Source organism: Pseudenterobacter timonensis, from assembly GCF_900021175.1.
In the GTDB taxonomy this organism is placed as follows: Bacteria; Pseudomonadota; Gammaproteobacteria; order Enterobacterales; family Enterobacteriaceae; genus Enterobacter; species Enterobacter timonensis.
In genome coordinates this window covers 71,808-91,739 of the sequence record NZ_FCOP01000012.1, presented here as the reverse complement: position 1 = coordinate 91,739, position 19,932 = coordinate 71,808, and the positions used below count along the sequence as shown (strand labels likewise).

General features: G+C 56.2%; 22 protein-coding genes and 2 tRNA genes. 14 read left to right on the top strand and 10 right to left on the bottom strand.

The window, feature by feature from the left end; translation table 11 throughout:
- Positions 1 to 23: 23 nt before the first annotated feature.
- From BN3796_RS13845 to rnt, 4 genes are all read left to right on the top strand, one after another.
- The gene (locus BN3796_RS13845) at positions 24 to 623 is read left to right on the top strand and encodes a TetR/AcrR family transcriptional regulator (RefSeq protein ID WP_061708943.1); all 600 of its coding nucleotides are present in this window, start codon (positions 24 to 26) and stop codon (positions 621 to 623) included.
- Between the two features lie 54 nt (positions 624 to 677).
- Positions 678 to 1,775, top strand: a complete 1,098-nt coding sequence (gene nemA / locus BN3796_RS13840; protein WP_061708942.1) for an alkene reductase — start codon at positions 678 to 680, stop codon at positions 1,773 to 1,775.
- A 91-nt stretch (positions 1,776 to 1,866) separates the two neighbouring features.
- Complete coding sequence (gene gloA / locus BN3796_RS13835) at positions 1,867 to 2,274, top strand: lactoylglutathione lyase (protein WP_061708941.1); 408 nt, start codon at positions 1,867 to 1,869, stop codon at positions 2,272 to 2,274.
- 94 nt (positions 2,275 to 2,368) lie between these two features.
- Positions 2,369 to 3,016 (top strand): ribonuclease T, encoded by a 648-nt coding sequence (rnt, locus tag BN3796_RS13830; RefSeq protein ID WP_061708940.1) that lies wholly within the window; start codon positions 2,369 to 2,371, stop codon positions 3,014 to 3,016.
- A gap of 43 nt (positions 3,017 to 3,059) precedes the next feature.
- Here rnt and grxD read toward each other — a convergent pair whose 3' ends face one another.
- Positions 3,060 to 3,401, bottom strand: a complete 342-nt coding sequence (grxD, locus tag BN3796_RS13825; protein ID WP_061708939.1) for a monothiol glutaredoxin 4 — start codon at positions 3,399 to 3,401, stop codon at positions 3,060 to 3,062.
- A 338-nt stretch (positions 3,402 to 3,739) separates the two neighbouring features.
- Between grxD and BN3796_RS13820 the strand changes: the two genes are divergently transcribed.
- Together BN3796_RS13820 and sodB are read left to right on the top strand one after the other, a co-directional pair.
- Entirely contained in the window at positions 3,740 to 4,504 is a 765-nt protein-coding gene (locus BN3796_RS13820) for a C40 family peptidase (protein WP_061708938.1), read from the top strand.
- Between the two features lie 120 nt (positions 4,505 to 4,624).
- Positions 4,625 to 5,206 carry a superoxide dismutase [Fe] gene (gene sodB / locus BN3796_RS13815; RefSeq protein ID WP_061708937.1) on the top strand — a complete coding sequence of 194 codons (582 nt, stop codon included), beginning with the start codon at positions 4,625 to 4,627 and terminating at the stop codon, positions 5,204 to 5,206.
- 36 nt (positions 5,207 to 5,242) lie between these two features.
- Here sodB and BN3796_RS13810 read toward each other — a convergent pair whose 3' ends face one another.
- Together BN3796_RS13810 and cydH are read right to left on the bottom strand one after the other, a co-directional pair.
- Complete coding sequence (locus BN3796_RS13810) at positions 5,243 to 6,406, bottom strand: MFS transporter (protein WP_061708936.1); 1,164 nt, start codon at positions 6,404 to 6,406, stop codon at positions 5,243 to 5,245.
- Positions 6,407 to 6,565: 159 nt separating this feature from the next.
- Positions 6,566 to 6,655, bottom strand: a complete 90-nt coding sequence (cydH, locus tag BN3796_RS20740) for a cytochrome bd-I oxidase subunit CydH (protein ID WP_061708935.1) — start codon at positions 6,653 to 6,655, stop codon at positions 6,566 to 6,568.
- A 294-nt stretch (positions 6,656 to 6,949) separates the two neighbouring features.
- Between cydH and purR the strand changes: the two genes are divergently transcribed.
- Positions 6,950 to 7,975, top strand: a complete 1,026-nt coding sequence (gene purR / locus BN3796_RS13800; RefSeq protein WP_061708934.1) for an HTH-type transcriptional repressor PurR — start codon at positions 6,950 to 6,952, stop codon at positions 7,973 to 7,975.
- Between the two features lie 11 nt (positions 7,976 to 7,986).
- Here purR and punR read toward each other — a convergent pair whose 3' ends face one another.
- Positions 7,987 to 8,898: a DNA-binding transcriptional activator PunR gene (gene punR / locus BN3796_RS13795; protein WP_061708933.1), complete on the bottom strand. Its 912-nt coding sequence runs from the start codon at positions 8,896 to 8,898 to the stop codon at positions 7,987 to 7,989.
- Positions 8,899 to 9,014: 116 nt separating this feature from the next.
- Between punR and punC the strand changes: the two genes are divergently transcribed.
- Together punC and cfa are read left to right on the top strand one after the other, a co-directional pair.
- Positions 9,015 to 10,208: a purine nucleoside transporter PunC gene (gene punC / locus BN3796_RS13790; RefSeq protein WP_061708932.1), complete on the top strand. Its 1,194-nt coding sequence runs from the start codon at positions 9,015 to 9,017 to the stop codon at positions 10,206 to 10,208.
- Positions 10,209 to 10,503: 295 nt separating this feature from the next.
- Entirely contained in the window at positions 10,504 to 11,652 is a 1,149-nt protein-coding gene (gene cfa, locus BN3796_RS13785) for a cyclopropane fatty acyl phospholipid synthase (protein WP_061708931.1), read from the top strand.
- 29 nt (positions 11,653 to 11,681) lie between these two features.
- Here the strand turns inward: cfa and BN3796_RS13780 are convergent, their stop codons facing one another.
- On the bottom strand, positions 11,682 to 12,323 hold the full coding sequence (locus BN3796_RS13780) for a riboflavin synthase (protein WP_061708930.1): 642 nt from the start codon (positions 12,321 to 12,323) through the stop codon (positions 11,682 to 11,684).
- A 225-nt stretch (positions 12,324 to 12,548) separates the two neighbouring features.
- On the opposite strand from BN3796_RS13780, the gene mdtK reads away from it, so the two are divergent.
- A complete protein-coding gene (gene mdtK / locus BN3796_RS13775; protein ID WP_061708929.1) occupies positions 12,549 to 13,925 on the top strand; it encodes an MdtK family multidrug efflux MATE transporter in 1,377 nt (458 codons plus the stop codon).
- A gap of 33 nt (positions 13,926 to 13,958) precedes the next feature.
- Here mdtK and BN3796_RS20875 read toward each other — a convergent pair whose 3' ends face one another.
- On the bottom strand, positions 13,959 to 14,099 hold the full coding sequence (locus BN3796_RS20875; RefSeq protein ID WP_187374039.1) for a hypothetical protein: 141 nt from the start codon (positions 14,097 to 14,099) through the stop codon (positions 13,959 to 13,961).
- 236 nt (positions 14,100 to 14,335) lie between these two features.
- Between BN3796_RS20875 and BN3796_RS13770 the strand changes: the two genes are divergently transcribed.
- From BN3796_RS13770 to BN3796_RS13760, 3 genes are all read left to right on the top strand, one after another.
- Positions 14,336 to 14,412 (top strand) — tRNA-Val (locus BN3796_RS13770).
- Positions 14,413 to 14,422: 10 nt separating this feature from the next.
- Positions 14,423 to 14,499, top strand: a tRNA-Val gene (locus BN3796_RS13765).
- Between the two features lie 194 nt (positions 14,500 to 14,693).
- Complete coding sequence (locus BN3796_RS13760) at positions 14,694 to 16,304, top strand: FAD-NAD(P)-binding protein (RefSeq protein ID WP_061708928.1); 1,611 nt, start codon at positions 14,694 to 14,696, stop codon at positions 16,302 to 16,304.
- Between the two features lie 25 nt (positions 16,305 to 16,329).
- Here BN3796_RS13760 and BN3796_RS13755 read toward each other — a convergent pair whose 3' ends face one another.
- Positions 16,330 to 16,965, bottom strand: a complete 636-nt coding sequence (locus BN3796_RS13755) for a carbonic anhydrase (RefSeq protein WP_061708927.1) — start codon at positions 16,963 to 16,965, stop codon at positions 16,330 to 16,332.
- A gap of 71 nt (positions 16,966 to 17,036) precedes the next feature.
- Complete coding sequence (locus BN3796_RS13750) at positions 17,037 to 17,819, bottom strand: MBL fold metallo-hydrolase (protein ID WP_061708926.1); 783 nt, start codon at positions 17,817 to 17,819, stop codon at positions 17,037 to 17,039.
- 128 nt (positions 17,820 to 17,947) lie between these two features.
- Between BN3796_RS13750 and BN3796_RS20735 the strand changes: the two genes are divergently transcribed.
- Positions 17,948 to 18,088 carry a hypothetical protein gene (locus BN3796_RS20735; protein ID WP_061709238.1) on the top strand — a complete coding sequence of 47 codons (141 nt, stop codon included), beginning with the start codon at positions 17,948 to 17,950 and terminating at the stop codon, positions 18,086 to 18,088.
- A 37-nt stretch (positions 18,089 to 18,125) separates the two neighbouring features.
- Here the strand turns inward: BN3796_RS20735 and BN3796_RS13740 are convergent, their stop codons facing one another.
- The gene (locus BN3796_RS13740; protein WP_061708925.1) at positions 18,126 to 19,532 is read right to left on the bottom strand and encodes a DUF1996 domain-containing protein; all 1,407 of its coding nucleotides are present in this window, start codon (positions 19,530 to 19,532) and stop codon (positions 18,126 to 18,128) included.
- Between the two features lie 91 nt (positions 19,533 to 19,623).
- Complete coding sequence (gene fumD, locus BN3796_RS13735; RefSeq protein WP_061708924.1) at positions 19,624 to 19,860, bottom strand: fumarate hydratase FumD; 237 nt, start codon at positions 19,858 to 19,860, stop codon at positions 19,624 to 19,626.
- Between the last annotated feature and the right edge of the window lie 72 nt (positions 19,861 to 19,932).

The following is a 19,932-nucleotide window of genomic DNA, read 5'->3' as shown; positions in this document are numbered from 1 at the left end:
GACTGGTCTATTAGAGTAGCGCCATGAGCAAAAATACCGAACACGACACTCGCGAACACCTACTGGCAACCGGGGAGCAGCTTTGTATGCATCGCGGCTTTACCGGCATGGGTCTGAGCGAGCTGTTAAAAACCGCTGACGTGCCCAAGGGCTCCTTTTACCATTACTTTCGCTCCAAAGAGGCGTTTGGCGTGGCGATGCTTGAGCGGCACTTTGCCCGTTACCATCAGCGTCTGACCGACCACTTCTGTCACGGCGAAGGCAATCACCGCGATCGGGTGTTGAACTACTATCAGGATACCCTGGCGCAGTTTCGCCAGCAGGGCATCATCAGCGGCTGCCTGACGGTAAAACTTTCCGCCGAAGTGTGCGATCTCTCTGAAGATATGCGCACGGCGATGGATAACGGCGCGAAGGGTATTATCGCCCTCCTCGCCCGGGCGCTGGAGAGTGGCCGCGCGGAGCAGACGCTGTCGTTTCCCGGCGAGCCGCTCATCGAGGCGCAGGTGCTTTATGCGCTCTGGCTGGGGGCCAATTTGCAGGCCAAAATGTCCCGCAGCGCGCTGCCGCTTGAGAACGCGCTGGCGTTTGTCACCCAATACTTAACGGCGCCTCGCCCTTAAGAGGCGCTTTTTATTTCTCTGTTTACTAGTCGACTGGTCTACTCAGGAGTTTTTATGTCCACAGAAAAACTATTTACCCCGCTGAAAGTCGGCGCGGTTACAGCACCTAACCGCGTATTTATGGCCCCGCTTACCCGTCTGCGCAGCATTGAGCCGGGCGATATCCCGACGCCGCTGATGGGGGAATACTACCGCCAGCGCGCCAGCGCAGGGCTTATCATTTCCGAAGCGACCCAGATCTCCGCTCAGGCAAAAGGCTACGCGGGCGCGCCGGGTCTGCACAGCCCGGAACAGATTGCCGCGTGGAAAAAGATCACTGACGGCGTACACGCTGAAGCGGGGCGTATCGCCGTACAGCTCTGGCACACCGGTCGCATCTCCCACAGCAGCCTTCAGCCTGGCGGCCAGGCGCCGGTAGCCCCTTCCGCAATCAGCGCAGGCACCCGCACCTCCCTGCGTGATGACAAAGGCCATGCCATTCGCGTCGATACCTCCATGCCGCGCGCCTTAAATCTGGAAGAGATCCCGGGCATCGTGAATGACTTCCGCCAGGCGGTCGCTAACGCGCGCGAAGCGGGTTTTGATATGGTTGAGCTGCACTCCGCGCATGGTTATCTGCTGCATCAGTTCCTCTCTCCAGCCTCCAACCAGCGTACCGATCAATACGGCGGCAGCGTGGAAAACCGCGCCCGTCTGGTGCTGGAAGTTGTAGACGCCGTCTGCGCCGAGTGGGGAGCGGATCGTATCGGTATTCGCGTCTCGCCGATCGGCACTTTCCAGAACGTGGATAACGGCCCGAACGAAGAAGCCGATGCGCTTTACCTGATTGAAGAGCTGGCGAAACGCGGCATTGCCTATCTGCATATGTCCGAGCCGGACTGGGCGGGGGGTCAGCCTTACACCACCGCTTTCCGGGAGAAAGTTCGCGCCCGTTTCCAGGGGGTGATTATCGGTGCCGGGGCCTATACGCCGGAGAAAGCGGAAGATCTGATTAATCAAGGTCTGATCGACGCCGTGGCATTCGGGCGCGACTATATCGCCAACCCGGATCTGGTAGCCCGCCTGCAGCGCAAAGCCGAGCTGAACCCGCAGCGCCCGGAGAGCTTCTACGGCGGCGGCGCGGAAGGTTATACCGACTACCCCTCTTTATAATCCCTGCATTGATAGCGGCGAGGATTCGCCGCTATACTAAAACTTCGTTTTTGTTCAAACAGATAATTCAATTACTGGTTACGAGGAAATTATGCGCCTACTTCACACCATGCTGCGCGTCGGCGACCTGCAACGCTCCATCGACTTTTACACTAACGTGCTGGGCATGAAACTGCTGCGCACCAGCGAAAACCCGGAATATAAATATTCGCTGGCGTTTGTCGGCTACGGCCCGGAAAGTGAGGAAGCGGTAATTGAGCTGACCTACAACTGGGGTGTCGACAGCTATGAGCTGGGCACGGCCTATGGGCATATCGCGCTGGAAGTGGATAACGCCGCGCAAGCCTGCGAACGTATTCGCGCCAACGGCGGGAATGTGACCCGTGATGCGGGCCCGGTAAAAGGCGGGACGACCGTTATCGCTTTTGTGGAAGATCCTGACGGCTACAAAATCGAACTGATTGAAGCCAAAGACGCTGGACGCGGCCTCGGCAACTGATCCTGCGGGCGCGTCACGCGCCCGTTGTTTTACTGCATCGCCCCGCAAAATTTGCCATAATGCGCACTGCTTTTTCCCCTTGTAAGAGATCCTGATGTCCGATAACGCTCAATTTAGCGGTCTGTGCGACCGTTTTCGTGGTTTTTATCCTGTGGTCATTGATGTTGAAACGGCAGGATTTAACGCAAAAACCGATGCGCTGCTTGAGATTGCCGCCGTCACGCTGAAAATGGATGAGGGCTGGCTTGTACCGGATACCACGCTGCATTTTCATGTTGAACCCTTTGAGGGGGCCAATCTCCAGCCGGAGGCGCTGGCTTTTAACGGCATCGACCCGCATAACCCGCTGCGCGGCGCGGTCAGCGAATATGAAGCGCTGCACGCCATTTTCAAAATGGTGCGTAAGGGTATCAAAGAGAGCAACTGTAACCGCGCGATTATGGTGGCGCATAACGCCACGTTTGATCACAGCTTTATGATGGCAGCCGCGGAACGCGCCTCGCTCAAACGTAATCCGTTCCACCCTTTCGTCACTTTTGATACCGCCGCGCTCAGCGGTCTTGCGCTCGGTCAGACGGTGCTGTCAAAAGCCTGCCTCACGGCGGGTATCGATTTCGACGGCAGCCAGGCGCACTCGGCCCTGTATGACACTGAACGCACGGCGGAGCTCTTCTGTGAAATCGTCAATCGCTGGAAGCGCCTTGGCGGCTGGCCGTTGCCGATGGGTGAGCAAGCAGAATAAAAAAAGCGACCACAGGGTCGCTTTTTTGTCAGCTACAGAAAGATTATTCTGCGTCTTCTGATTTGTATTTTGCTGCCGTCTCTTTAATAAGCGTCTGCAGCTCGCCGCGCTGATACATTTCAATCAGGATATCGCAGCCGCCAACCAGTTCGCCATCCACCCACAGCTGCGGGAAGGTCGGCCAGTTGGCATATTTCGGCAGCTCAGCACGGATGTCCGGGTTTTGCAGGATATCCACATAAGCAAAACGTTCGCCACAGGCAGAGAGCGCCTGAACCGCCTGTGCAGAGAAACCGCAGCTTGGCAGCTTCGGAGAACCTTTCATATAGAGAAGGATCGGGTTTTCAGCGATCTGGCGCTGGATTTTTTCAATAGTGGTGCTCATGTTTTGCTTCCTTAAACTTCTGTTACGGCAATCGTCTGACATTGTAGCGGCTCAGAGCGGCCTGGGAAAATAACATTTTTGTCACGTCTACAGAGTTTAACGATTGTCATGTAAAGTTGCATTACTAATAACGGTTATCCTCTCCCTTCCTGCCAGGAGTGCTTACTGAATAAACAAAAATATGACAAAGCAGTCCGCTTTTTTTGCACTTGCTAACGAAACACACATTACGCATTAAAAAGAGTATTAACTTCTGCGGATTTTATGGATTAGAATCGTCGGGTTTGTAAATCTTCGCAGGCACGCTGGAACGCCTGCATCATTCAGGGGACTGGCCAGTGGCGCGGATAAATAAATTCTCGATCACGCTCTGTGCTTTACTGTTTACATCACTCTCATTTTCGCATGTGGCGCACGCCTCCGGGCAGACGCGGCATACGGCCACGCATAAAACGCATCTGGCCAAAACGACAGAGCGGAAAAAGAAAACCGCCCGCAAATCTGACAGCCGAAAAACCGCCGCAAGCAAAAAAACGCATACCGCGGTGAAAACGGCGAAAACCCGCTCCTCCCGGCGCGCCTCGGTAAAAACTGCCAGCGCCGTCAGCGCAAGGTGCACGACCCGTAAAGGCTATAAATCCCGCTGCGATCGGCCGATCAAAACCGCGAAACTCTCCGACTTACATAAGGCCCGAATGCAGAAAGCGAAAACGACGGCCATGAATAAGCTGATGGACCAAATCGGCAAACCCTATCACTGGGGCGGCACTTCGCCGCGAACCGGTTTCGATTGCAGCGGGCTGGTCTATTACGCCTATAAGGATCTGGTGAAGTTCCACATTCCGCGTACCGCCAATGAGATGTACCATCTGCGCGATGCCGCGCCGGTTAACCGAAGCGAGCTGCAAAGCGGCGACCTGGTCTTCTTCCGCACCCGGGGGCGCGGCACTGCCGATCATGTCGGCGTCTATCTGGGTAACGGCAAGTTTATCCAGTCTCCCCGCAGCGGCCAGGACATCCAGATTACCTCCCTGAGCGAAGATTACTGGGTGCGCCATTACGTCGGCGCACGCCGGGTCATGACGCCCACTACCATCCGCTAATCCCCCGCCCTGCCGCCTGTCGGCAGGGTAAACCCCTCTTCTGCTTACGCTTTTATTTTGTTACCCTACCCTTATGCTCAGTAAGGTTATTGAGCAGATACAATAATAAGGAGTGAAGCAATGTCGTTCGAATTACCTGCATTACCATATGCTAAAGATGCGCTTGCCCCGCATATCTCCGCGGAGACCCTGGAGTATCATTACGGCAAACACCATCAGACCTATGTCACCAACCTCAACAACCTGATCAAAGGCACCGCGTTTGAAGGTAAAACGCTGGAAGAGATCGTGCGTAACGCTGACGGCGGCGTGTTTAACAATGCCGCTCAGGTCTGGAACCACACCTTCTACTGGCACTGCCTGGCGCCGAATGCTGGCGGGGAACCGACCGGCGAGCTGGCTGCTGCGATTAACGCGACATTTGGCAGCTTTGCGGAATTTAAGGCGAAATTTACCGATGCGGCCATCAAGAACTTCGGTTCCGGCTGGACCTGGCTGGTAAAAGAGGCGGATGGCACGTTAGCGATCGTCTCTACCTCCAACGCCGGTACGCCGCTTACCACTCGCGCAACGCCGCTGCTGACGGTGGATGTCTGGGAACACGCCTATTACATTGACTACCGTAACGCCCGTCCCTCCTATCTGGAGCATTTCTGGGCGCTGGTTAACTGGGAGTTTGTGGCGAAAAACTTTGCCGCATAAAACAAACAGGAGGGGTTTTCCCCTCCTGTTTCTCTCTTATTCCGCTACGCAGACCGCCGCCTGCCGTTTACCGGACGTCATCACCAGTAACAGCCCCAGCGCGGCGATGATAGCCCCCATCACCGGTACAAAACTGTAGCCCAGCCCGCCTGAGATCACCGCTCCCCCTGCCGCCGCGCCAAGTGCGTTGCCCAGGTTAAAGGCGCCAATATTGACCGAAGATGAGAGGCCCGGCGCTTCGCTCGCGACGCGCATCACCCGCATCTGCAGCGGTGGCACTACCGCAAAGGTCGCCGCTCCCCAGACCACCATTGCCAGCGCCGCGCCATACTCATTGCGCGCCAGCCACGGAATCGCCAGCATAATCACGATCAGCAGCAGCAGGAACCCTTTCAGCGTACCGCTCACGGAGCGATCCGCCAGCCTGCCCCCCAGGTAGTTTCCGATTGAAAATCCTACGCCAATCAGCACCAGCATGGCGGTAACAAAGACCGGCGACGCGTGGGTGATCTCATGCAGCACCGGGGCAATATAGGTATAAAGGGTAAACATCGCCCCGGCCCCCAGCACGGTGGTCAGCAGCGCCGACAGCACCTGCGGACGGACCAGCACCGCCAGCTCCTTGCGCACCTCGGGCTTTTCTCCCGCGCTCCCCTTCGGCAGGGAGAAGAAGAGCGCCACCATCGCCACCACGCCCAGCAGGGCGGTGGCGAAGAATGACATGCGCCAGCCGATGGTTTCGCCAAGCCAGGTGGCCGCTGGTACGCCGCCTATATTGGCGATGGTCAGCCCCATAAACATGGTCGCAACCGCGCTGGCCTGCTTATGTTTCGGCACCACGCTCGCCGCCACCACTGACCCCAGTCCAAAGAAGGCGCCATGGTTGAGGCTGGTGAGAATACGCGAGAGCATCAGTGTTGTGTAATCGGGCGACAGCGCCGACAGCACGTTGCCGACGGTAAAAATAGCCATCAGGAAGATAAGCGCGTTGCGCCGCGCGCGATGCGACAGCAGCAGCGTCATCAGCGGCGCGCCGACCATCACGCCGATGGCATAGGCGCTGATTAGCATGCCCGCCGCCGGAATGGAGACATCGACGCCTTTCGCGATAACCGGCAGTAGCCCCATCGGGGAAAATTCGGTGGTGCCAATCCCAAAAGCGCCAATCGCCAGGGCCAGCAGGGGAAAATTGATTTTCATAATTCAGCTCCGCACGCTGTGTCGCCGTACGACACAGACCAATGAAGCCGAAAGCATGACATCAATCACAAAAATTGAGAAGTTAACAATCCTGCAAAAGTTTTTTGCGCGGCGGGGAACAATCTGGCGAGACGGGGGAGACGCTGCTCCCCCGAAAAATCAGTGCAGTGCGGCCGTCAGACCTGCGGCGACAATCAGCGCCAGGACAATGATGGTGGTGCATAGCGAAAACTTAAGATCGGTGTTCATCAATTTTTCTCCTTATCGTCCCCACACAAAAAGTGAGCCTGCTCATTTTTGCACAGGTGGCCCTAAAAATCTTGCTGGATTTAAGGTGATATGCGTATTTGCTCTTCCCCTTTTCCTCAAGATCAGACAAAATTCCACGCTAAATTTATTAGCGTACCGGCCATTGACCCCCTCCTGACGTCCTGTGTCGTTTTCCCGGCGTACCGCAAAGCAATTTGCGAATCAGGGTGAGAGAAGGCAAACGTTTACCTCTCAACTTAGCAGGACATCAGTTTAGGGTCTGGAGCGAATTTAATGGCAACTATCAAAGACGTAGCAAAACGCGCAAACGTTTCCACTACAACAGTATCACATGTTATTAACAAAACCCGCTTTGTAGCGGAAGAGACCCGCAACGCCGTCTGGGCAGCGATCAAAGAATTGCACTATTCGCCAAGCGCGGTGGCACGTAGCCTGAAGGTCAACCATACCAAGTCTATCGGTTTGCTGGCGACCAGCAGCGAAGCGGCCTACTTTGCAGAGATCATCGAAGCGGTAGAAAAAAACTGCTTTCAGAAGGGGTACACCCTGATTCTGGGCAACGCCTGGAACAACCTTGAAAAACAGCGCGCTTATCTGTCGATGATGGCGCAAAAGCGCGTCGATGGCCTGCTGGTGATGTGTTCCGAATACCCTGAGCCGCTGCTGGCGATGCTGGAAGAGTACCGTCATATCCCGATGGTGGTGATGGACTGGGGCGAAGCGCGCGCAGACTTTACCGACTCGGTTATCGATAACGCTTTTGAAGGCGGCTATATGGCGGGGCGTTACCTGATTGAGCGCGGCCATCGCGATATCGGCGTTATCCCGGGACCGCTGGAGCGCAACACCGGCGCGGGCCGTCTGGCGGGCTTTATGAAGGCAATGGAAGAGGCGCTGATCACCATTCCGGAAAACTGGATTGTGCAGGGCGACTTCGAGCCGGAATCGGGCTATCGCGCCATGCAGCAGATCCTCTCTCAGCCGCATCGACCTACCGCTGTATTCTGCGGCGGAGATATTATGGCGATGGGGGCGCTCTGTGCCGCCGACGAGATGGGGCTTCGCGTGCCGCAGGATATCTCCGTGATTGGCTACGATAACGTGCGTAACGCCCGCTTCTTTACCCCGGCGCTGACCACTATCCACCAGCCTAAAGATTCGCTGGGCGAAACTGCCTTTAACATGCTGCTCGATCGCATCGTCAACAAGCGCGAAGAGTCGCAGTCCATCGAGGTGCATCCGCGCCTGATTGAGCGCCGCTCCGTGGCGGATGGTCCGTTCCGCGACTACCGCCGTTAATCCTGAGCCGGTTAATCCGGCTCCCTGAGCCACTCCCGGTTGAGCGTCTCGCTGTCGCCCAGATAATCAAGCAGCCAGGCGAGCGCCGGGGAACGGTCGTTCTGCTGCCACGTCAGGCAGCAGGCGGCGTCCGGGAAGGGATTTTCCAGCGTTAGGGCCACCCACTCCCCGCTGTCGATCCGCGGGCGGGCAAAATGGACCGGCACCATGCCGACGCAAAGCCCGGCGGAGAGGCAAAACGCCGACGAGTCCCAGTCGGGCGCCACTCCCCGCCGCTGGTTATCCAGCAGCCAGGTGATGCGCTTCGGCAGCGAACGGGAGGTATCCTCCAGCACCAGCGACGGCCAGTTGCGCAACGTATCGTCGCTCAGCGGCCCTTCCAGCGCAGCGAGTGGATGATCCCGGGAAACCACGCAGGCCCAGCTCAGCATCCCCATATCACGAAAAGCGTAGCGCCCGCCCACCGGAATCGCCTGTGTCGCGCCGATGGCTAACGCCACCCTGCCGTCCGCCAGCGCATCCCAGACGCCGTTGAATACCTCCTGAGAGACGCGAAGCTCCACATCAGAAAAATGGCGGTAAAAATCGACGATCATCTGCCGGGTTCGCTCGGGTCTGACGATATTGTCCACCGCGATGGCGAGATGCCCGCGCCAGCCGTTGGCAATCTGCTGACATTGCTCGCGGGTGATCATCATTTTTTTGATAACAGAACGGCCTTCTTTTAAAAACCAGACGCCGGCAGGCGTTAATTCCACGTCCCGGTGCCGTCGCTCAAACAGCGGCACCGCCAGCCACGCCTCCAGCTGACGCACCGTATAGCTGACTGCAGAAGGGACGCGGTGGAGCTCCTGCGCCGCGCCGCTAAAACTGCCGTTACGTGCTACAGCATCCACCACTTCAAGCGAGTATTCTGACCACATTTTCTGCCTGCAAAAAATTTGAATGCAATCGCCAAATATTAGCGTTTCACAAGGCAGTTTGCACCTCCTACACTCTGGCGCGGATCACCCTCTGCCCTTATCAGGAGAATTTAACAGTGCAACCCAGGAAAGGATTTTTAGCCTGGCTCGGCGGCTTAAGCGTGCTGGGCTTTCTGGCAACCGACATGTATTTGCCCGCATTTGCCGCCATGCAGGCGGATCTGCAGACCCCCGCGGCGGCCATCAGCGCCAGCCTGAGTCTTTTTCTGGCGGGCTTTGCCTTTGCCCAGCTTCTCTGGGGGCCTCTCTCCGACCGTTTCGGCCGCAAGCCGATCCTGCTGGCCGGGCTGACCATTTTCGCCCTGGGCTGTATCGGTATGCTCTGGGTACGTGATGCCACCTGGCTGCTGGCGCTGCGCTTCATTCAGGCCGTGGGCGTCTGCGCCGCCGCTGTTACCTGGCAGGCGCTGGTGACGGACTATTACCCGGCGAACCGCACCAACCGTATCTTCGCCACTATTATGCCGCTGGTGGGGCTCTCCCCTGCCCTGGCGCCGCTCCTTGGCAGCTGGATCCTCGCCCATTTCGACTGGCAGGCGATCTTCGCCACGCTCTTTATCATTACGCTTGCTCTGATGCTTCCCGCCCTGACCCTCAAACCGGCGCCGGTAAAAAAGGCGGAGAGCCAGCAGGCGCGGGTAACCTTCTTCTCGCTGCTACGTTCTCGGGCCTATAACGGGAATGTGCTGATTTACGCCGCCTGTTCCGCCAGCTTTTTTGCCTGGCTTACCGGCTCGCCCTTTATCCTGCATGATATGGGCTACAGCCCGGCGGTGATTGGCCTGAGCTATGTTCCGCAGACCATCGCCTTTCTGGTGGGCGGCTACGGCTGCCGCGCTGCCCTGCAAAAATGGCAGGGTCAGCAGATGCTGCCGTGGCTGCTGGTTCTCTATGCGCTGAGTGTGATCGGCACCTGGGCGGCAGGCTTTATCCCGCAGGTGGGGCTGACGCAGATCCTCCTGCCGTTCTGCGTCATGGCGATTGCCAACGGCGCCATCTATCCCATCGTGGTCGCTCAGGCGCTGCGTCCCTTCCCGCATGCAACGGGCCGCGCTGCCGCGCTGCAAAACACGCTGCAGCTGGGTCTCTGCTTTGTGGCGAGCCTGGTGGTTTCGACGCTTATCGCCACGCCGCTCCTGACGACCACCAGCGTAATGCTGGCTACCGTTCTCCTTGCGGCGCTGGGTTATCGTCTGCAGGCGACGGCGCGACATGAGAGCTGCGGCGAAGCGCGCTCGTCCCATGCCTGACTCTTTGTGAAATTATGTTACGTTTCAGTGGTTAGCCTGCTAACAATTTTCTGTTGAACCACTGAATTTTGAGGCCTATACTGAATTTGGTTCGGATAAATACATAATTATTATGAGTTAACGGGAGCCGGAGTGCTCCCGTTTTACCATGGAAGGCATTTCGGCAAGGGATATCTCCCTTCCTCTGTTCTACGTCGGATATCAGCCTCACGGGTCTTGCCGTGAGATTTCTCACAAACCAAAAAAAGCGTCTACGCTGTTTGAAGGTTCTGATCACAAAGGTGATGGAGAAGCTATGAGTTCATCGTGTATAGAAGAAGTCAGCGTTCGGGAAGATGACTGGTTCCGTATCGCTAAGGAAATGCTGGGGCGCGCAGGTATTACTATTAACGGTTCTGCGCCTTCTGACATTAAGGTCAAGCATCCCGACTTTTTTAAACGCGTGTTGCAGGAAGGTTCGCTCGGTCTGGGCGAAAGCTATATGGACGGCTGGTGGGAATGCGACCGGTTGGATCTCTTTTTTACCAAAGTCATCCGCGCGGGTCTGGAAAGTCAACTCCCCCATCATTTGAAGGATACGCTGCGTATCGCCTCTGCGCGCATTTTTAATCTACAGAATAAAAAACGCGCGTGGATAGTCGGTAAAGAGCATTACGATCTCGGCAACGATCTCTTTAGCCGGATGCTCGATCCCTATATGCAGTACTCCTGCGCTTACTGGAAAGAGGCCACCACGCTTGAAGCGGCGCAGGAGGCCAAGCTGCGGCTTATCTGTGAGAAGCTGCAGCTGCAGCCGGGCATGCGCGTACTGGATATCGGATGTGGCTGGGGCGGGCTTGCCGCCTATATGGCTAAAAATTACGATGTCAGCGTGGTGGGGGTAACTATCTCCGCCGAGCAGCAAAAAATGGCGCAGGCCCGCTGTGAAGGGCTGGACGTGACGATATTGCTCAAGGACTACCGCGATCTGAACGATCATTTTGACCGTATTGTTTCCGTCGGTATGTTTGAACATGTCGGGCCGAAAAATTACAAAACCTATTTTGAGGTGGCTGACCGTAACCTGAAGCCGGAAGGTATTTTCCTGCTGCACACTATCGGCTCGAAAAAAACCGATAATAATGTCGATCCCTGGATTGATAAGTATATTTTCCCCAACGGCTGCCTGCCTTCCGTTCGCCAGATTGCAAACGCCAGCGAACCTCATTTCATTATGGAAGACTGGCATAATTTCGGGGCAGATTATGACACAACGCTGATGGCATGGCATGCCCGTTTCCTGGCCGCCTGGCCGGAAATTGCAGATAACTACTCGGAGCGTTTCAAAAGAATGTTCTGCTATTATCTGAACGCCTGCGCTGGCGCCTTCCGCGCCCGCGATATTCAGTTGTGGCAGGTGGTATTTAGCCGCGGCATTGAAAATGGCCTGCGTGTAGCCCGATAAATAATAACCCCGGCGAGCCGGGGTTTATTTTATTCTTCGCTGGAGGCCAGCTGCGCGGCGGCCTCTTTCGCCGCCATCACCCGTTCAACGGTATCGACGACTGCCTGGGTTTGCGGATCGATCTCAATATTGACCCGCTGGCCCAGCTTTTTAATACCAAGCGTGGTGCGCTGTAGCGTTTCGGGGATCAGATGGACGCAAAAACGGGTAGGCGTCACCTCACCAACCGTCAGGCTGATACCATCCACGCCGATAAAGCCTTTATAAAGGATATATTTCATCAGCAGCGGATCCTGGACTTTGAACCAGATTTGACGGTTATTTTCCGACGCCAGAATTTTGACTACTTCGGCGGTGGTCATAATATGGCCCGACATTAAATGTCCGCCAATCTCATCGCTAAATTTCGCCGCACGTTCAACGTTGACCACATCCCCCGGCACCAGCTCGCCAAGATTGGTAATTCTCAGCGTCTCTTTCATTAAATCAAAGCTGACGCGATTACCGTCAATTTCGGTCACGGTGAGACAACAGCCGTTGTGCGCCACTGATGCCCCCGTCTCCAGCCCGTCAAGCATATAGTCCGGCAGTTCGACGACATGGGTGCGGAAATTAGGTTTTTCATCAATGGACACCACGCTGGCGGTGCCCTGCACAATACCCGTAAACATACATCCAGCTCCTGTTTTCCTGACGGTAGTGATACCGCGTAATCGCACAACTTTAACAGCAGTAAATAGAGGTTGCCAGTAAAGCCCCCCGACTGGCGCTTTTTTCACTAGATTAATCGTTAAACCCCGCTACAATAGCTGACATTCCCCCTGCATTTTCTTCTTGCTGCCTGTTACGGCGGCTTTTTTACTCTCATAAATAACAACAATAGAATAGGTGTTCACGTGCAGAAGTACATTATTGAAGCGCGGCAATTACTCGCCCTGGCGATACCGGTTATTCTTGCGCAGATTGCGCAAACCGCGATGGGCTTTGTCGATACGGTGATGGCGGGCGGCTACAGCGCCACCGATATGGCCGCCGTCGCTATCGGCACCTCTATCTGGCTACCGGCTATTCTTTTTGGCCATGGCCTGCTGTTGGCCCTGACGCCGGTCATTGCCCAACTGAACGGCTCTGGTCGCCGCGATCGCATAGCGCATCAGGTGCGTCAGGGCTTCTGGCTGGCGGGTTTTGTCTCAGTGTTAGTGATGATCGTGCTGTGGAATGCCGGCTATATCATCCGTTCCATGCACAATATCGATCCTGCCCTGGCGGACAAAGCGGTCGGTTATCTGCGTGCCCTGCTCTGGGGCGCGCCGGGCTATCTTTTCTTTCAGGTAGCGCGTAACCAGTGTGAAGGGCTGGCAAAAACCAAACCCGGCATGGTGATGGGTTTTATCGGCCTGCTGGTCAATATCCCGGTGAACTATATCTTTATCTATGGTCATTTTGGCATGCCGGAGCTGGGCGGTGTCGGCTGCGGCGTGGCGACGGCGGCGGTCTACTGGGTGATGTTTGTCAGCATGCTCTCCTGGATCCGTCGTGCTCGCGCCATGCGCGATATTCGCAACGAAGAGCCGGGCGTGGGTAAACCCGACAAAGCGGTGCTGCTGCGGCTTATTCAGCTTGGTCTGCCCATTGCGCTGGCGCTGTTCTTTGAAGTCACACTCTTCGCCGTGGTGGCGCTGCTGGTTTCGCCGTTGGGCATCGTGAACGTTGCGGGTCACCAGATTGCGCTTAACTTCAGCTCCCTGATGTTCGTCCTGCCGCTCTCACTCTCGGCGGCGGTGACCATTCGTGTCGGGTTTCGTCTCGGACAGGGCTCCACGCTCGACGCGCAAACCGCCGCGCGTACCGGGCTGGGCGTTGGCGTTTGCATGGCGGTCTTTACTGCCCTTTTTACCGTTTCGCTACGCGAACAGATCGCGCTGCTTTACAACGACAACCCCGAGGTCATTACGCTGGCGTCGCAGCTGATGCTGCTGGCCGCTATCTATCAGATCTCCGACTCTATCCAGGTGATAGGCAGCGGGGTGCTGCGCGGGTATAAAGATACGCGCTCGATCTTCTTTATTACCTTTATCGCCTACTGGGTGCTGGGGCTGCCGAGCGGTTATCTTCTCGCCCTCACCGATCTGGTGGTACCGCGGATGGGGCCCGCCGGGTTCTGGATGGGCTTTATCATCGGCCTTACGTCGGCCGCCATTATGATGATGTTGCGCATGCGCTTCCTGCAACGCCAGCCTTCAAGCGTGATTTTACAGCGCGCCGCCCGCTAAAATTTAGCCGCCTCTTAGCAGGCGGCTTTTTTATTATTTTTTCTCCCGGTAAGGGCTTTTTTTATCATCTTCGCTGTCGTCGCGGGTACGCGGGATCTCCCCCTGTTTTTTCGGCTCGTCTTTTACCGGATGGACATTTTCATCCTGTTTCTCGCTTAATTCGTGCTTAGCCATCTGTGACTCCTTTTTTGTGATGTCAGGCTAAGTTTAGCGTTAATTGCTCTGGGGACCGTCCAGGCGGTAGAAAATTTCGGCAAGTGTCGAGAATTTATGCTTTTGCATCAGTACAATAATATCGTTTTGTGTAAAAGTTCCGCAGTCGGAAGGGATTGCGCAGAAAATTGCATTTTGCCTCTTGCCACCTTCCCGCCATGCCGCTAATATTCGTCCCCGTTGTCACCTACAACGTTGCGTTCATAGCTCAGTTGGTTAGAGCACCACCTTGACATGGTGGGGGTCGTTGGTTCGAGTCCAATTGAACGCACCATCTCTCTTGTGCGTCCGTAGCTCAGTTGGTTAGAGCACCACCTTGACATGGTGGGGGTCGGTGGTTCGAGTCCACTCGGACGCACCATTCAGTTTTTTCTTTCCTGTCACTCTTTTTCATAGCAACTAAACTGCGCAATCCACTCTATTCTGTCGCCGCTCATATATTTCTGGCAAACCTCTGCACGCTCCGCACCCGGTTGGATCTTCCTCTGTTTTCATACCAAACTTTAAGCGTTACGTTCTCAAACAATCCGATAAAGATGATTAGGGTGAATAATAATGAAAAAGATCGCGATTATCGGTGCCGGGCCAACGGGGATTTATACCTTTTTTTCCCTTCTGAAACATGCAGAACCGCTGTCGGTCACGGTATATGAAAAAGGGGCTGAAGCAGGAGTGGGGATGCCCTACAGTGATGAAGAGAACTCCCGCATGATGCTGGCCAATATCGCCAGTATTGAAATCCCGCCGCTTTTTTCCACCTATATCGACTGGCTGCGCCAGCTGAGCGACGCACATCTGGCGCGTTACGGTGTCGCGCGCGACTCGCTGCATGTACGTCAGTTTTTGCCCCGCATTCTGCTGGGAGAATATTTCCGCGATCAGTTTTTACAGCTGGTTGAAAAGGCCCGTCAGCAAGGCTTTACGGTGGCGGTGCATGAGTCCTGTCAGGTTACCGATCTGGAGGTGACGCCCGATGGGGTCAGGCTCTGGGCGCAAGAGGATCTGGCGCCTGAGATCTTTGATTTGGCAGTGATCGCTACCGGCCACGTCTGGCCGGAGGAAGAATCGACGACACAGGCTTACTTCCCCAGCCCCTGGTCCGGGTTAATGGAGGCCTCTATTCCCGCCTGCCGGGTCGGCATTATGGGCACCTCGCTCAGCGGTATCGACGCGGCGATGGCGGTCGCCGCGCAGCATGGCGTCTTTACGGAACAGCCGGATGAACATATCCGCTTTGAACGGCGTGCTGGCAGCGAGGGCTTGTCCCTGACGCTCATGTCGCGCTCAGGTATCCTGCCGGAGGCTGACTTTTACTGTCCTATTCCTTATGAACCGCTGACCGTGGTGACGAACGAGGCGATGGAGAAAGAGAGGGAGGCCGGCGCAGAGGGTCTGCTCGACCGTATCTTCGCGCTGATGGTGGAGGAGCTCGCGCAGGCCGATCCGCGCTGGTGCGAGCGAATCAATCTGCGCTCCCTCACCCCCGACACCTTCCGTGACGCCTGGTTTGCCGATCGCGAGCGCCACGGTCCCTTCCGCTGGGCGCACTATAATCTGCAGGAGGTGGAGCGTAACAAGCGTGATCGTATAACCGTTCCCTGGCGCTACACCATTCTGCGCCTGCACGAGGCGGTCCAGCCGTGTGTGCCTTTCCTGAATGAAGAAGATCGGGCACGCTTTGATAACGGCCTCGCCCGCATTTTTATTGATAACTATGCGGCGATCCCGTCACAATCCATCCGCCGTCTGCTGGCGCTTCGCGAGGCGAATCTTATCCGCATTGTGCCGCTGGGTCCCGATTACGAACTTGATATCCAGCCTGACCGGACGGTGATCTACGCACAAGGAGAGAGGCTGGAGTTTGACGTATTTATCGATGCGCGCGGACAGCAGCCGCTGAAAACGCGCGATCTGCCCTTTCCCCGCCTGCGCCAGCAGCTTCAGACGACGGGAGAAGAGATCCCCACGGTGGGTGACGACTATACGTTACAGGAGCCGGAGTGCGTGCGCGGGCGAATCGCCTTTGGCGCGATCCCTTATCTGATGCACGATCACCCCTTTGTTCAGGGGCTGACCGCCTGCGCAGAGATTGGCGCGGCGATGGCGAAAGCGATAGCGGAACCGCCCAAACGCCTTCGCGGTCGGCTGCCGTTTATAGTGGATTGATCGGAGCCTCCCTGCCCCGGGAGGCTTACTCGAAGTAAACCTGCGGATTTTCGGAGAGCGAAACGAAGGTTTTGCTGTTTTTATCCAGCGCGCGGATCTCGCCGCTCTCAATGTCATACACCCAGCCGTGCAGGCGGATCGCGTTATCGCGCAGTCCCACCGCCACGGACGGATGGGTTTTGATATTGTTAAGCTGCGCGATGACGTTTTCCTGCACCATGGCGTTTACTTTATCAATCTCGTTATCCCAGCTTTTCTTCTCCACTACCGCTTTTGCCGCGTCGGCATAGCGCAACCAGTGGGAAACAGCCGGCATCGGCTCCAGGTTCTGGTTATCGGCAATCGCCTTCATAGCGCCACAGTTAGAGTGGCCGCAGATCACGATATCGGTCACGCCCAGCGCCACAACGGCATATTCGATAGTAGCGGACACCCCACCCGGCTCCGGCCCGAAGGAAGGGACGATATTCCCGGCGTTACGAATGACAAAGAGCTGTCCTGGCTCCTGCTGTGTTACCAGCTCTGGTACCAGGCGGCTGTCGGAACAGGAGATGAAAAGCGCTTTGGGATTCTGGCTGGACGCTAAACTACGAAAGAGCTCTTTACGTTGCGGGAAAATCTCTTTTTGGAAATTGAGAAATCCTTCAATGATATGTTGCATAGCAGTATCTCTTTTTCTGTTTTCGTTAAAACATGATCTGGATCATGCAACTGAAGTGTAACTAGCCACCTTCACTTCAGACAAGCAATATATTTCTGGCCCGAGCGCAAAACCGCATCCCAGGCATTAGCGCGAATATTCTGCCCCTCAAACGCGCCATAGAGTCTGTCGAAGAAAACGGGACGCAGCCGTTCAACGATCTCATGCACCACCTCTGCCGACAGCGGCAGCATGTTAGGGTAGCTCCACATAAACGAAACCGCGTCTGCACCGGGCGTTACCTGCAAAATGTCGCCTGCCAGCAAAACGCCGCGGCCATCATCCCGGTGCAGCACCGTGCCGCCGGCAAAGTGGCCGCCAAGCCGGAGAAGTTTAACCGTGGGCATAATCTCCAGCACATCCCCCTCCCAGAAATGGATCGCCGGGCTGTCGCGCATCACCCACTCGCGATCGCTGGCGTGCAGAAAAATCGGCGCCTCAAAAACCTGCGCCCACTCCTGCATCGTGGTGTAGTAGTGAGGATGTGAGATGGCGATTGCTTTAATGCCCCCCAGCGCTTTGATAAGCGTGACGGTGGCTGGGTCAAGATTTGCCACACAGTCCCAAAGAATATTGCCGTGAGGCGTATTGAGAAGCAGCGCCCGCTGGTTAATCGCAAATTTGGGTACCGTCTTAATACTAAGCAGGCAGGGTTCAAGCTGCTCCCATTTGTTGGTATGCGACGCGGTAAGCGCAGCGAAATCAACCCACTCCTGCCCGCCGACCGGAATATACTGACGCTCGTCCTCGCAAATCGGGCAGTTATCGCGCGCCGTCTCAAAGGATGTTCCACATGCCTTGCACACTTTACTCATCAATTCACCCTCTTCGCCTTTAATCCTTGAGTATGGCAGGGGTTATCGTTCCGTGCTGAACAATGCCGCACCGCTCCTTTTTGGCTTATACTGGCGTCTGAGACAACACGAACACAGGCAGGACAATGATGGAAATCGATCTCGATAATCTGGTATTTGACGGGCTGGAAGAGGCGCAGGAGCGTAACGCTGAACGTCTGGAGAATGCGGATAACAAAGCACGCTCGGTTGAGGCGGATGACGACTGCGGCGATGCCTGCAAGATCTGACAAAAGCGGCAACCTCCGGGTTGCCGTTTTGCTTGCCTCAGATTTCCGGCGTTTTCGTAAAACCACTCAGCATCAGCACCAGTCCCTCTTTTGAACCTGCCGGTTCAAACTGATAGTGATTTCCCTGACGGTCGCCGCCGATATACCAGGAGATCTCCGTTTTCCCCTGCGCCAGCGCTTTACGCACCGCTTTATCGACATCCACCATGCGATATTGCCGGGTATGGTTGAGATAGAGTACCGCGTCGGAGCGATAGTTGCATACCGGGCGCGACGCCCATGTGACGGTTGCCGGGTCCCAGTCGTTGCTCGCCGGATAGAAGAAGATCTGATCCGCGCCGTTGGTTTCCACTTTGCCGCCATAGATGCGGATACGGTACTTAAAGTGCGAGGCATCCTGGCCTTTTGGCAGCGGTGGAATGGAGAATTTCACCAGCGAAAGCGTTTCGCTGTTGTGCGTGCGCCCGCCGTTCTGCCAGTTGTCCTCCACCAGCAGGCTGCCGGGTGCGGGAACTGCGGCGTCGGGCTCCCGGCTGCTCAGCCAGACGTTGGCCTTCGCCTGAGAATAGCCGTAAGGGATGGTCGTGCCGCAGTCCATTCCCTGATTCATGCACAGATCGGTCATAAAGCGTGCCCCCTCTTCAGTCCAGCCGTTTATAAAATCGGCATGGGCGGTATAGAGGCTGCCCCACCGCTCCTCGCGTTCGTCGCCATGCATAAGCGGATCGAGTGAAAGCTGCGCTCTGGCGGTATCAAGCGAGGTGATGCCGGGCAGCACCCAGGCCACGTTCATATTGACGGTCGGGATCTTTACCGGGAAAGCAGATGGGCACTGGCCCTTCACATCGTAGGTGGCGTTAGCCATGCCGTGAGACGGTTTCAGGTTGACGCCATCCCAGCAGTTCGGAAACTGGATGCCAATATTAAATTGTACCGCGTCCCCGGCCTTGCGCAGCCCGCACACTTCGCCCAGCTTGTGGGTATATCCTTTGCCGTTGGCGCAAAGAAAGGTGATATGGGGATTGGGCGCCGAACCGTGGTGATCCCCCGCCAGCAGCGAGAGGCCTGGCGGGAACGGCTGCAACGGATAGAGATCCACTTTCGACGCCTGGTAGTAGGTCTTTTGATAAGCCGGCTTCACCTCTCTGCCGTCCGGCAGGCGCAGGGTGGGAACCCAGTAAGCAGAGCTGTCCGCCTTATTATCGCAGGTCGTACTCTCCTGCGCGCGCAGCGTCTTGCCGGTAGAGGTAGCGTCGGTATGTTGATTGCCAAAAAAATCGTGCCACATCGCCTGATGCGGCATGCCGAACATCATGATGGCGTCATCGCCGAGGGTGTGGGAATACGCGCATACCACATGCGCCTGCGGCCCGGCATGGGCGGCCTGCAGAAAGAGGAGAAAACCCGCGCCGGTAAGCGCGGTCGTTAACGTGGTCCGTTTCATTGTAAGCTCCATGAATGAAAGACCACATTGGTAGCAAAATCTCAGGAATCCACCGACCTTTTCTGCGGTCAGTTTTCTCCTGGCTGGCGCTTTACCCTTCCCGCGATGCGCTGACAGGCACGCCCGAGAGCGCTTTTACCACCGTCTCCATCGCCTGGGTGGTCAGTTCGCTGCGCTGAATACGCGAGTTCGCAAGCGCGGTCCGCAACACCCCGGCAATCACGATATGCTTCGGCTCCTGGCCTAAATCCCGCATCTCCAGTACCACCTTGCCCACCACACGGCACATCTCCTGATACAGCGCTTCGTCTTTGGTCACATTGCCCATGGTCGTCCCTCCATCGCCTTAAACAGTCAGCTTACTGGATCCTCCCGGGGGATACAAAAAAGAAGCCCGGCG

Bases quoted from the DNA above. Each gene is read 5' to 3' on its own strand.
- BN3796_RS13845 (WP_061708943.1), top strand. From the start codon at position 24: ATGAGCAAAAATACCGAACACGACACTCGCGAACACCTACTGGCAACC.
- nemA (WP_061708942.1), top strand. From the start codon at position 678: ATGTCCACAGAAAAACTATTTACCCCGCTGAAAGTCGGCGCGGTTACA.
- gloA (WP_061708941.1), top strand. From the start codon at position 1,867: ATGCGCCTACTTCACACCATGCTGCGCGTCGGCGACCTGCAACGCTCC.
- rnt (WP_061708940.1), top strand. From the start codon at position 2,369: ATGTCCGATAACGCTCAATTTAGCGGTCTGTGCGACCGTTTTCGTGGT.
- grxD (WP_061708939.1), bottom strand. From the start codon at position 3,401: ATGAGCACCACTATTGAAAAAATCCAGCGCCAGATCGCTGAAAACCCG.
- sodB (WP_061708937.1), top strand. From the start codon at position 4,625: ATGTCGTTCGAATTACCTGCATTACCATATGCTAAAGATGCGCTTGCC.
- BN3796_RS13810 (WP_061708936.1), bottom strand. From the start codon at position 6,406: ATGAAAATCAATTTTCCCCTGCTGGCCCTGGCGATTGGCGCTTTTGGG.
- cydH (WP_061708935.1), bottom strand. From the start codon at position 6,655: ATGAACACCGATCTTAAGTTTTCGCTATGCACCACCATCATTGTCCTG.
- purR (WP_061708934.1), top strand. From the start codon at position 6,950: ATGGCAACTATCAAAGACGTAGCAAAACGCGCAAACGTTTCCACTACA.
- punR (WP_061708933.1), bottom strand. From the start codon at position 8,898: ATGTGGTCAGAATACTCGCTTGAAGTGGTGGATGCTGTAGCACGTAAC.
- cfa (WP_061708931.1), top strand. From the start codon at position 10,504: ATGAGTTCATCGTGTATAGAAGAAGTCAGCGTTCGGGAAGATGACTGG.
- BN3796_RS13780 (WP_061708930.1), bottom strand. From the start codon at position 12,323: ATGTTTACGGGTATTGTGCAGGGCACCGCCAGCGTGGTGTCCATTGAT.
- BN3796_RS20875 (WP_187374039.1), bottom strand. From the start codon at position 14,099: ATGGCTAAGCACGAATTAAGCGAGAAACAGGATGAAAATGTCCATCCG.
- BN3796_RS13760 (WP_061708928.1), top strand. From the start codon at position 14,694: ATGAAAAAGATCGCGATTATCGGTGCCGGGCCAACGGGGATTTATACC.
- BN3796_RS13755 (WP_061708927.1), bottom strand. From the start codon at position 16,965: ATGCAACATATCATTGAAGGATTTCTCAATTTCCAAAAAGAGATTTTC.
- BN3796_RS13750 (WP_061708926.1), bottom strand. From the start codon at position 17,819: ATGAGTAAAGTGTGCAAGGCATGTGGAACATCCTTTGAGACGGCGCGC.
- BN3796_RS20735 (WP_061709238.1), top strand. From the start codon at position 17,948: ATGGAAATCGATCTCGATAATCTGGTATTTGACGGGCTGGAAGAGGCG.
- BN3796_RS13740 (WP_061708925.1), bottom strand. From the start codon at position 19,532: ATGAAACGGACCACGTTAACGACCGCGCTTACCGGCGCGGGTTTTCTC.
- fumD (WP_061708924.1), bottom strand. From the start codon at position 19,860: ATGGGCAATGTGACCAAAGACGAAGCGCTGTATCAGGAGATGTGCCGT.